The 9,414-nt window shown below is 67.1% G+C and carries 16 protein-coding genes; all 16 read left to right on the top strand.

Going from position 1 to position 9,414, the window contains the following annotated elements; translation table 11 throughout:
• Positions 1-591: 591 nt before the first annotated feature.
• The 16 genes from EAT51_RS20005 to EAT51_RS20705 all read left to right on the top strand — a co-directional run bounded on the left by EAT51_RS20005 (position 592) and on the right by EAT51_RS20705 (position 9,187).
• Entirely contained in the window at positions 592-1,041 is a 450-nt protein-coding gene (locus EAT51_RS20005) for a hypothetical protein (protein ID WP_130561960.1), read from the top strand.
• Positions 1,042-1,629: 588 nt separating this feature from the next.
• Positions 1,630-1,902 (top strand): hypothetical protein, encoded by a 273-nt coding sequence (locus EAT51_RS20000; RefSeq protein WP_130561938.1) that lies wholly within the window; start codon positions 1,630-1,632, stop codon positions 1,900-1,902.
• A gap of 1,018 nt (positions 1,903-2,920) precedes the next feature.
• Complete coding sequence (locus tag EAT51_RS19995; protein ID WP_130561937.1) at positions 2,921-3,211, top strand: hypothetical protein; 291 nt, start codon at positions 2,921-2,923, stop codon at positions 3,209-3,211.
• A complete protein-coding gene (locus EAT51_RS19990; protein ID WP_130561936.1) occupies positions 3,211-3,579 on the top strand; it encodes a hypothetical protein in 369 nt (122 codons plus the stop codon). The genes EAT51_RS19995 and EAT51_RS19990 overlap by 1 nt, the downstream gene beginning before the upstream one ends.
• Before the next feature lie 56 nt (positions 3,580-3,635).
• Positions 3,636-3,992: a hypothetical protein gene (locus tag EAT51_RS19985; RefSeq protein WP_130561935.1), complete on the top strand. Its 357-nt coding sequence runs from the start codon at positions 3,636-3,638 to the stop codon at positions 3,990-3,992.
• Between the two features lie 38 nt (positions 3,993-4,030).
• Positions 4,031-4,336, top strand: coding sequence for a hypothetical protein (locus tag EAT51_RS19980; protein WP_130561934.1), 306 nt, complete (start codon positions 4,031-4,033; stop codon positions 4,334-4,336).
• A 4-nt stretch (positions 4,337-4,340) separates the two neighbouring features.
• Positions 4,341-4,739 (top strand): DUF6573 family protein, encoded by a 399-nt coding sequence (locus tag EAT51_RS19975; protein WP_130561933.1) that lies wholly within the window; start codon positions 4,341-4,343, stop codon positions 4,737-4,739.
• A gap of 68 nt (positions 4,740-4,807) precedes the next feature.
• Positions 4,808-4,969 (top strand): hypothetical protein, encoded by a 162-nt coding sequence (locus EAT51_RS20375; protein ID WP_165422728.1) that lies wholly within the window; start codon positions 4,808-4,810, stop codon positions 4,967-4,969.
• Positions 4,966-5,199, top strand: a complete 234-nt coding sequence (locus tag EAT51_RS19970) for a hypothetical protein (protein WP_130561932.1) — start codon at positions 4,966-4,968, stop codon at positions 5,197-5,199. Before EAT51_RS20375 ends, EAT51_RS19970 begins: the two co-directional genes overlap by 4 nt.
• A 13-nt stretch (positions 5,200-5,212) precedes the next feature.
• On the top strand, positions 5,213-5,809 hold the full coding sequence (locus EAT51_RS19965; RefSeq protein WP_130561931.1) for a hypothetical protein: 597 nt from the start codon (positions 5,213-5,215) through the stop codon (positions 5,807-5,809).
• A gap of 78 nt (positions 5,810-5,887) precedes the next feature.
• Entirely contained in the window at positions 5,888-6,517 is a 630-nt protein-coding gene (locus EAT51_RS19960; RefSeq protein ID WP_130561930.1) for a hypothetical protein, read from the top strand.
• A gap of 15 nt (positions 6,518-6,532) precedes the next feature.
• Positions 6,533-6,739, top strand: coding sequence for a hypothetical protein (locus EAT51_RS19955; protein ID WP_130561929.1), 207 nt, complete (start codon positions 6,533-6,535; stop codon positions 6,737-6,739).
• Positions 6,736-6,933 (top strand): hypothetical protein, encoded by a 198-nt coding sequence (locus tag EAT51_RS19950; RefSeq protein ID WP_130561928.1) that lies wholly within the window; start codon positions 6,736-6,738, stop codon positions 6,931-6,933. The genes EAT51_RS19955 and EAT51_RS19950 overlap by 4 nt, the downstream gene beginning before the upstream one ends.
• An 18-nt stretch (positions 6,934-6,951) precedes the next feature.
• Positions 6,952-7,311 (top strand): hypothetical protein, encoded by a 360-nt coding sequence (locus EAT51_RS19945; protein ID WP_130561927.1) that lies wholly within the window; start codon positions 6,952-6,954, stop codon positions 7,309-7,311.
• 877 nt (positions 7,312-8,188) lie between these two features.
• A complete protein-coding gene (locus tag EAT51_RS20475; protein ID WP_205965183.1) occupies positions 8,189-8,839 on the top strand; it encodes a hypothetical protein in 651 nt (216 codons plus the stop codon).
• A gap of 84 nt (positions 8,840-8,923) precedes the next feature.
• Positions 8,924-9,187 (top strand): hypothetical protein, encoded by a 264-nt coding sequence (locus EAT51_RS20705; protein WP_228258008.1) that lies wholly within the window; start codon positions 8,924-8,926, stop codon positions 9,185-9,187.
• The last annotated feature ends 227 nt before the right edge of the window (positions 9,188-9,414 follow it).

Genomic DNA, 9,414 nt, shown 5'->3' with positions numbered 1-9,414 from the left:
CAGGCACGCCACGGGGCGCTGGCGCGCTCCTACGCGGCGCAGGGCATGGGCCGGCGCGTCCCCCAGGGCCGCTACCCCGCCCCACCCGAGCACGCCGGCGCAGATCCGCATGCGCGGATTCGCGCCGACGCCCGGAGCATGCCGGCCTGGTCGCCGAAGCGACCTACCGGGCCGGCCCCGAGCACGTCGGCCACCGGCGCGGCCGGGCGCGTGGCCTGGTGGCCACGTCAACCGCCCGGACAGCCCCGCGCCGGCGTCCACCGCACGACCTGGTGCGCGAGCTGGCCAGCGCAAAGCGCCCCCGGCGGCCCTGCCGGGCCACCGCGGGCAGAAGCCAGAGCAGCGGCCGGGATCGCCGCTGCGCGTCGATCGCGCCCGCCCAGGAGCACGCCGGCGCAGATCCGCGTGCGCGGATTCGCGCCGGCGAAATGCGATGAAAGGCAAAGTCCCGGCTTTCCGAGCCGGATCGCGGGCAGCGTGCCGACTGCGCGGAATTGGCGGTTATGTTCGGATTCCCCTTCATCCCGGTAGGGCTTGCAGCCCGACCTTCGCATGTTCGACAATCAAACTTGTATGTTTGATGGGTCGATCATGACAACCGCCATTTCCGTTACCACCCTCGCCGCCTTGGCGGCCGCGGGCGCTTTGCGTGCCGTGCAACTGGTCGGCCAGCGAGGCGGCTATGCCGTGATGGTGCGCGTAGGCCAGACCGAAAATCAATTGCATGGCCAGCGAGGCGAACCCCGCTTGTTCGCGTCGCTCGATACTGCCGCCGCTCAACTGCTGGCCTTGGGCGTGTCGTCGTTTGAGGTGTTGCCGGTGAATTACGTCCGCGATCCGAAACCGTACCGACGGGGCCGGCCCGATGCGATCAAGACGCTGGCAAAGCTCAAGCGTGAATCGAAGTCGGGGTCGCAGAAGAAGCCGAGCAGGCCTAAGCAGAAGAACATCCAGCCTAGTGATCGTGCGCAACTGAAATTGCCGGGATTGCCTCGATTGAGAAAGTCCAAGTCTCCCGAGCAAACCCATTCGCGGGCGTGACCGCAAGCGGTCATCGGCTTGGGGTGCTGCGCACCGATGCCGCGTCCCGCGTCATCGCCAGTCGGCCCTAATCCTCGCCCCTGCGCGCTCCGCTTGCAGAAGCAAGAGCACGCGGGCAAATCAGCCGCCGAACACGCCGGCACTATCGGCCGAGCCAGCCGCCAACCCGGTGCATCGGGCAGGCGCAGGCCTCGCCCTTTCCTTTCGGCCCCTCACGATCAGCATCCCCATCGACACCGAGCCGGTGCAACGCGAGAAGCCGCGGGTCGGGAAGGCCACGCCGCAGCGGAAGTGTGCAATGCCGTTGCAAGGTGTATTCTGGCCACCACACGCGGTCGCGGCCAGCGCGGCGCGGCGGAGTTCGGGTCGCATGGCCATCAACTCCCCCGGATTGTTGGGCGCGTGTGCTGTAACCGTGGCACTGTCGGGCAGCTCGCTTTGCGCGGTAAAGGGGATTCCAGGGTGGCCCGTGTCCTCGCTGCGCTGCGGGCCGCGCCAGCCACCCCTCCACCCCTTGACCGCTCGCTTCACCACCCGATGGCGACCACGCGCACAAGCGCATACCCAACAACCGAAGGAGTTAAGACGATGGCCAAGAACGCTTCCAAATCCGCTGCTGCCCCCGCGCCGGCCGAACGCGACCGCTTCGACGTGGTGACCCCCCACGAATACACCAAGCGCGACGGCGAAACCGGCACCGAATGGTTCCGCTGCGGCGTGGCCTTCCCGACCCAAAGCGGCGGCTTCACGCTCAAGCTGCGCACCGTCCCGGTTGCGGTCGATGGGGAAATCACGCTGATCGTGAAGAAGCGCGAGCCGAGGGAAAAAGACCAGGGCGAGGACTGGAACCTGCCCGAGTAATACGCACCAGGTTGGCGGCTGGGGATTCTCGGCCGCCCGCTTCCGCCGCCGGGGATTCTCGGCGGCTTTTTTTTGCCCGCGCCAAGCAACGGCAACGGCAGGCGGCCGCTGGCCGCCGGCGGATTCCGCTGCGCGAAAAAAGCGGACGCCCCGCCCTGCACTGGCTTTTCGACCAGCGCCGCGATTACCAGCGTCGCCAAGGCCAATGTCCGGCATCCAGCACCCCGGCCTCGATGCGTGCTCATAGTGCGCTTCCTTAGCATCGACGCAGCGTTGTTGATCGCCAGCATGCACCGAACATCGCATGGCGCGGCCGCCGCACAAGGGTTCGCTACGCCGAATCCTCACCCGTTCGCACTCCCTGCGGTCGCTTGCGCTGCGGCTTCCGGGTTCGCCCTTGAACGTCGCCCTTGTCCGCCATGCGCCTTATCGGTGCGCGATCAACAACCCCGCGCCGAAAGGAACGCACTATGAAAAACCGCACGCATCAAGTCCTCAAAACGGTGCTGGAAAACCTGCCGGCCATCATCACGGCCCTGGCGACGCTGGTAACAGCCATCGCGGCGCTGGTCGAAAAACTCAACTAAGGAGGGACGGGGCGAAAGCCCCGTTTTTTTCGCTTCGCTGCATCCGCCAAGAGCAGCGGCCGGGATCGCCGCTGCGCGTCGATCGCGCCCGCCCAGGAGCACGCCGGCGCAGATCCGCGTGCGCGGATTCGCGCCGGCGCACGGCACGGCAGCTATCGCCGCCGCTGATCGCGTTCATTGCCACCCGTGGCGTGTCCAAGCCTCGCATCACCGTCCCCCTTCGCCCCCGCTGAAAGGTAGGCCGGGCGCGCAGTCGTTAAAGGGGCCGCTATCGCTTTCCGGGGCGGCCCGTGTCCTCGCTTCGCTGCGGGCCGCGCCAGCCGCCCCTCCACCCCTTGAACGCCAGCTTGTCCGCCCGGCCGACCTACGCGGGAAGCACGGCGAAGGACGACGGCGACGCGATGGACACCAACCACCACAGGAGGCATGCAATGAACCACGCAAATCACCAGCAACAGCAACATCAAGAGCCGGCTCAGAACTCGGGTTCTGCGATGGGGGGGAAGGAGCGCGAGCAGGCGTTTAACCTGATCTACCGCCACGAGCACCGGGATTTCAAGGGCAGACTGCCGGACGGAACGCGCACGTTGATGAGCTGGGCGCGGTATGGCGGCGGGCTGGTGTCGCTGGACACCATCACCGATGCAGAGCTGGCCGAGCGGTTGCCGTTCGCGCGTACTGCCGAAGCCAAGCGGCGCGGCCTGACGCTGGGGAACCGCTGATGTTTCCCTTGCACTTGGAAATGTGGGATGCCGAGCCGTCGCCGGCGCTGACCGGCCTGCTGGCCAAGGTCGCGCAGCGCGTGGAGGAACGGCCGGAGCTGATGGGCCGGAGCCTGACCGCGTACCGCCTGACTGCCGAGCTGGCCGCTGGCGGCGCTTACGGCAAGCCGGGCATGTTGTGGGATGCCACGCATGTCTGCATCGCTTTCCGCGAGGACGGCCGCATTTACAGCTTGGACGAAGCCAGCGGCCGCAGTTCCGGCGGGTGGATGGGTTCGTGCATCCCGGCGGGCCGCGTCGAGGCCTTCGCCCGCGACTGGCTGGAACAGACCGACCCGCAGCGCACCGAGCAAATCGCCCTGTTTTGATTTTTCGCCCGTGGTGTGCAATAACAATGCACACCACACCTGCCGCAGGAGGAACCATGAACATCCAAGAACGCCAACGCATCGAGAATCGCATCGCCAAGGCCGCCATTGCCGGCCTTCTGGCCGCCGGCTACTTCGTGAGCGTGTACGACGGGGAGGAAGTGGCCTTGCGCCGCTCCCGCGATGCCAAGGCCATCTTTTCCGCGATGGGCGCGACCGATGAGGAAACGCTGATCGCTTACCGCCCGCTCCCGACCACCGACGACGCCCCGCGCTGGGAGCGCGTCGGCTCGGTGTTGTTCGTGTACGGGAACGACGGCTGGGACGTGATCGCAGACCACGCCACCAGCCTGGAAAACGACTTGCAGGCCGCCAACGAGCTGGCCGACGAGCTGGAACGTCGGCACGGCTGATCGCCGACGCCATAGACCACCACAGGAGGAACCAAGCAATGCAACTCATCGACCGAATGGCCGCCAACGTCGAAACCCACTACTGCCCTGCCGACCGGCGCTATCGCGTTGTTCTCGATCCGGCCGAGGCCTGCCCGGACGATCCGGGCAATGGAACCGTTGCGATGGTGTACGGCCCGCGCGAGGCCTGCGCCACGTTCGGATGCGCCAGCGACACCGGCGAGCTGGACTGCGGCGAGCACGAGCTGCCGCCGGCCGTCGCCCGCTGGCTGGAAGAAATCACCGAGTACGTGGACGACTTCACCAATGCCGCCTTCGACGCGGCCCGCAGCAAAGGAGCCTAAGACCATGTTCACCGCCGCCGACCTCATCCATTCCCACACCCGCGCCGACATGCTCGCAGACGGCGACCTGGTGGACGTGTCCACCGTCGCCCGTGAAGCCGGGTTCAAGATTCCCGTGGCCGTTTCCCGCGCCGTGTGGGAGGACTGCATCGCGTGGAGCGATGCAGACACCCGACGCAAGGGCGTGCCGCAGGACGAATCCGGCCGCTTGTGGGACGTGGTGTACATGGCCCGCGTTTTCGCTGCGCGCAACGCGCAGGGCAACCGCGCCGCGTTTCCGGTGTACCGGGTGCCGCGCTCCGGTCGTGGCCAGCGGCCGCGCCTGGTCACCCTGTACCTGCACCTTGGCCACGACGATGACGGCGCGCCGGCCATGACCATCATGCAGCCCCGCGAGGACTGACCTTTTTTTGCCTTGTGGTGTGCAAGCTAATTGCACACCACGGCCCACCCCAGCAGAGGAAACCGAAGATGAGCCAGAGCACGAACCCGAAGCGCACCCGTCGTCCGACTGCCGAGGATCGACTGCGGCAGATCGTCCGCTTGGGCGCGAGCATCCGCGCCACCGCGTGGGAAGCCGCGCAAGCCCAGCTTGCCGCCATCCGCTACGAGCGCCGGCGAGGTGCCGCATGAACGCCGCCCACAACCTGCGCGAGCTGATCGCCGACCACCGACGCCACGAGCGCGCCTGCCGCGAGCACGCGGCCCGACTGCGCCGTGAGGCCCGGCTGCTGCGGGAGCTGCCCGCCGGCGGCGTGCGCAGCCTGCACCGGGCGCACGAGCTGGCGCGCAAAGCCATTGCCCTTGCCGAGCAGGCCGACCACGACCGCGCGGCCGCCGAGCTGCTGGCCACCACCCACTGACCTGGACACGACCATGAATTACCGTTCCCTACCCCATCCCGCCACGCTGACCCCGGAAGATCGCGCCCGCTGGCGCGACATCATCGCGGGGCCGCGCTATGCCCAGCAACCGCACGACCTGACCGACGGCTCGCGCTACTACGTCGCCGAGGAAGCAGGCCGTGTCATCGTGACCGAGTTCCACGGAAAGAGCCTGAAATTCGACCGCTTCGCGTTCCGCTCGCAGGCCGAAGCCGACCACGAAATCGCCCGCTTCACCCAGCGCCGCGAGCAAGTCGCCGCCGCCGGTGCCGAGCGTCGCGCGGCCGCCAAGCGGCCGCACACGCTCGCCGTCGGCGACATCCTGGTTTCCAGCTACGGTTACGAGCAGACGAACGTGGACTTCTACGAAGTCGTCGCCGTGCAGAACCGTACCGTGACCTTGCGCGAGCTGGCCCAGGAGCGCGAGGCAACCGGGCCGATGTCCGGCCATGCCGTCCCCCGCCCCGGCCACTACGTCGGCGAGCCGATCCGCAAGCGGGCCAACCCGCGCAACGGCGTGAAGCTGGCGGCGGGTGTGTACGCACACCCGTGGAATGGCAGTAAAGTTTATTGGTCTAACTACGCTTGACAGCTTGTTTTTTTGCTTGTTGTGTGCAATGATATTGCACGCGAATACATACCCAAAAACCCTTGAAGCGAGGAACACATGAGCACCGACGCCAAAGCCAAGAAGAGCCTCACCGTCCGCGAGCTGCAAGCTATCCTTGCCGACTGCGATCCGGAGGCGACCGTTAGCTTGTCCCTGCCCGGATTCATCGACGAAAGCGACAAGGGTATTGCCGATGACCCCGACGTTCTCGGCACCCAGTACGGCTACACGCCGGAAGTTTCGGCGGGCTTCCTCACCAGCAGGGAGAACCGCGACCAGTTTTTCGATGAGGCCAACAATTGGCGGCCCGGCGTGAAGCCCAACCATGTGACGATCCAGCTTGCCGAGGCTGACACGGAAAGGCTGATCGAATCGCGGAAGCTGGCCATCGAGAGAAGCGTCGAAGAAGAAGGCTTGGAGCCGGAACCCGTCATCGCCGACGCCAACACCGTCATCGTTGACGTGAAGCTCCCGCGTGATCTGCATACCACCATCCGCCGGTTGCTGCACTCCGTGAACGCATCGCACCAGGTCAAGGTCGAGCAGGCCTGCACACATGGCCTGCTGACCGTTGCCGGTGCGCTGGAAATGCTCGCCGAAGACCTGGGCATGGTCGAAACTCGGCCCGGTTCCTGGGAAGGATCGAACATGTCGCAAGTGCTGGCCTCGCACGGCTACAACTACTGATAAAGGAGCTACGCCGTGCCGCTCGCCATGCTTGTGCTGTTCATTCTGTTCCTCGCCGGCGGCCTGGTGTCGCTCGGCCGTGGCAGGATGGCCAGCGCCATGCTTTCGCTGTTCCTCGCCCTGGTGGTGTACCTCTACGGCGCATCGCTGCGCGACAGCCAGGACGCCGGCACCGAGCGCGCCAAAGCCCAAGCCACCCATTCCCAGGGACGGACACCGTGACCACCAACAGCTCGACCCCAATTGACGAGCTGGGCGGCCACTTGGCCGCCATCGCTGACCTGCTGCGAAACCCTGCGGTTCCCGCGCAGCTCGGCCAAGGCCTCACGCGCGAAATCCGCTACGCGCTGGCCAGCTTCCGCGCTCGCTACCCCGAGCAGATGCCCGGCGCGCAGCGGCCGCTCCCCATCGACTGATCGACAAGGGCAACGACCATGACCAACCGGCCGCAACTCGTCCATTCCACCAGCGACGGCATCAAGACGGACATCGACCCCGTGCCGTCATGGGTGCATGTGATTCCCCGGCAAGACGGCAAGCTGCCGACTACCGAAGATGGCCGCCGGTGGCAATGGCTGCGCCTGGACACCATCACCAAAATCTACGCGGAAGTCGCGCTAAGCGGCATCGACGTTGCCGACCACCAGTACCAAATCGTCGTGGTGGCCAGCGGCGAGCAATACCACCCCACTAAGCTGCTGCTGGACGGCAACGAAAGCGGCATGGCCGAGTTCAGGCTGATGGAGCTGGTGAACGCGGCTATGCGCAAGGTCGCCGTGCCGGCGTCGCCCTGACGCCGGGCCAGGTTGGCGCACCGGGAAGGCGGCCGCGGGCCGCCTTTTTTCTGCCCGGCGGATCCGCTGCGCGGATTCTGCCGGCCAGCCGGTCGCGCCTCGATGTCGCCGGCGACGAGCACGGGCCGGCGGCCTGCGGCCGCCGGCCCGCAGCGGCCGCAGGCACGCCACGGGGCGCTGGCGCGCTCCTACGCGGCGCAGGGCATGGGCCGGCGCGTCCCCCAGGGCCGCTACCCCGCCCCACCCGAGCACGCCGGCGCAGATCCGCATGCGCGGATTCGCGCCGACGCCCGGAGCATGCCGGCCTGGTCGCCGAAGCGACCTACCGGGCCGGCCCCGAGCACGTCGGCCACCGGCGCGGCCGGGCGCGTGGCCTGGTGGCCACGTCAACCGCCCGGACAGCCCCGCGCCGGCGTCCACCGCACGACCTGGTGCGCGAGCTGGCCAGCGCACAGCGCCCCCGGCGGCCCTGCCGGGCCACCGCGGGCAGAAGCCAGAGCAGCGGCCGGGATCGCCGCTGCGCGTCGATCGCGCCCGCCCAGGAGCACGCCGGCGCAGATCCGCGTGCGCGGATTCGCGCCGGCGCACGGCACGGCAGCTATCGCCGCCGCTGATCGCGTTCATTGCCACCCGTGGCGTGTCCAAGCCTCGCATCACCGTCCCCCTTCGCCCCCGCTGAAAGGTAGGCCGGGCGCGCAGTCGTTAAAGGGGCCGCTATCGCTTTCCGGGGCGGCCCGTGTCCTCGCTTCGCTGCGGGCCGCGCCAGCCGCCCCTCCACCCCTTGAACGCCAGCTTGTCCGCCCGGCCGACCTACGCGGGAAGCACGGCGAAGGACGACGGCGACGCGATGGACACCAACCACCACAGGAGGCATGCAATGAACCACGCAAATCACCAGCAACAGCAACATCAAGAGCCGGCTCAGAACTCGGGTTCTGCGATGGGGGGGAAGGGCATCGAAGCGATGACCACCGCCGACAAGCTGCGCAACGCACGCATGGACAAGCTGGCGCACTTCCCGGAGCGGGACTATCGCGCAGGCCTCGACGGCATCACGGCCGTGGTGGCGGCGGACGGCGCTTACCCTTGCGCCTTCGGATTCCGGGGCCGTTCGACAAAGCCGGCTTTCCGGTATCGGTTCAAGGATGCAGCCGAGCGCGACAGCTACGCGGCGACATGGCTCACCGCTGAAAACGAGGTGATCGCGCAACGATTGGCCGAGAGGCAGAAGGCGCACACGCTCGCCGTCGGCGACGTGCTTTATTCAAGCTGGGGATGGGAGCAAACGAACATCGACTTTTACGAAGTCGTTGCCGTTCGCGGGGCCGTTGTGGACATCGTTCCGCTACACCAGGACAAGCGTTACACCGGCGACATGACCGGCACTTGCACCCCGCGCCGTGGCAGCTATGCCGGCGACGTGATGAAGGGCAAGCGGCCGAGCGGCAAGAACTCGATCCGCCTGAACAGCTATTCGTGGGCCAGCCCGTGGGATGGCCAGCCGAAGGGCTGGACGAGCTACGCCTGACCCGACCCGGAGCCTGCCCCCGCCACGGCGGCGGGCAGCTCCCCGACTTCACCAACCCACCACCAACAGGAGTAATATCGAATCATGAGCGCCATTCCCAACACCGACGCCGACAAGCTGCACGCCGAAATCGGCAAGATGCTGGCCGAGACTGCCCGCGCCTTGCAGGAAATCCGCGAATCGACGGCGCGCACCGCCAAGGCCGAAGCAGAGACGACCAAGCTCCGCGCCGAATCCAAGTGGCACCCCGTCGTCGTGGCTGCTGGCTTGCTGGGCGGCGGCGGCGCGCTGTTCGCCGCGCTGACCGGCGCAGTTGTCGCCATCACCAAGATGATTGGCGGCGGCTAACGACCGTTCGCCAGTTCGACCAGGTACACGCGAAAGGCCGGGGAAATCCCGGCCTTTTCGCTATGCGGCGGCGTCATCGCATCGTCGGCGCAGGTGTGCATCGTAGTGTGCAATGTGAATACACAGTGCTAACCCCTTGAAATTTGCACACCTCCGGTTCACACTCCCGGACAGTTTGCCGGGCTGGCACCCGGCAAACCGGAACCCCAAAACGAAAAAACCCGCCT

This window comes from Pseudoxanthomonas winnipegensis (assembly GCF_004283755.1).
GTDB lineage: Bacteria > Pseudomonadota > Gammaproteobacteria > Xanthomonadales > Xanthomonadaceae > Pseudoxanthomonas_A > Pseudoxanthomonas_A winnipegensis.
Note: the sequence above shows the minus strand (reverse complement) of the source record. Positions and strands in the feature narration are given on the sequence as shown.

What these genes read in the sequence shown, in the direction of transcription:
- EAT51_RS19995 (WP_130561937.1), top strand. Translation starts at nt 2,921, where the DNA reads ATGAACCACGCAAATCACCAGCAACAGCAACATCAAGAGCCGGCTCAG.
- EAT51_RS19985 (WP_130561935.1), top strand. Translation starts at nt 3,636, where the DNA reads ATGAACATCCAAGAACGCCAACGCATCGAGAATCGCATCGCCAAGGCC.
- EAT51_RS20005 (WP_130561960.1), top strand. Translation starts at nt 592, where the DNA reads ATGACAACCGCCATTTCCGTTACCACCCTCGCCGCCTTGGCGGCCGCG.
- EAT51_RS19975 (WP_130561933.1), top strand. Translation starts at nt 4,341, where the DNA reads ATGTTCACCGCCGCCGACCTCATCCATTCCCACACCCGCGCCGACATG.
- EAT51_RS19945 (WP_130561927.1), top strand. Translation starts at nt 6,952, where the DNA reads ATGACCAACCGGCCGCAACTCGTCCATTCCACCAGCGACGGCATCAAG.
- EAT51_RS20375 (WP_165422728.1), top strand. Translation starts at nt 4,808, where the DNA reads ATGAGCCAGAGCACGAACCCGAAGCGCACCCGTCGTCCGACTGCCGAG.
- EAT51_RS19970 (WP_130561932.1), top strand. Translation starts at nt 4,966, where the DNA reads ATGAACGCCGCCCACAACCTGCGCGAGCTGATCGCCGACCACCGACGC.
- EAT51_RS20000 (WP_130561938.1), top strand. Translation starts at nt 1,630, where the DNA reads ATGGCCAAGAACGCTTCCAAATCCGCTGCTGCCCCCGCGCCGGCCGAA.
- EAT51_RS20475 (WP_205965183.1), top strand. Translation starts at nt 8,189, where the DNA reads ATGAACCACGCAAATCACCAGCAACAGCAACATCAAGAGCCGGCTCAG.
- EAT51_RS19960 (WP_130561930.1), top strand. Translation starts at nt 5,888, where the DNA reads ATGAGCACCGACGCCAAAGCCAAGAAGAGCCTCACCGTCCGCGAGCTG.
- EAT51_RS19990 (WP_130561936.1), top strand. Translation starts at nt 3,211, where the DNA reads ATGTTTCCCTTGCACTTGGAAATGTGGGATGCCGAGCCGTCGCCGGCG.
- EAT51_RS19965 (WP_130561931.1), top strand. Translation starts at nt 5,213, where the DNA reads ATGAATTACCGTTCCCTACCCCATCCCGCCACGCTGACCCCGGAAGAT.
- EAT51_RS19980 (WP_130561934.1), top strand. Translation starts at nt 4,031, where the DNA reads ATGCAACTCATCGACCGAATGGCCGCCAACGTCGAAACCCACTACTGC.
- EAT51_RS20705 (WP_228258008.1), top strand. Translation starts at nt 8,924, where the DNA reads ATGAGCGCCATTCCCAACACCGACGCCGACAAGCTGCACGCCGAAATC.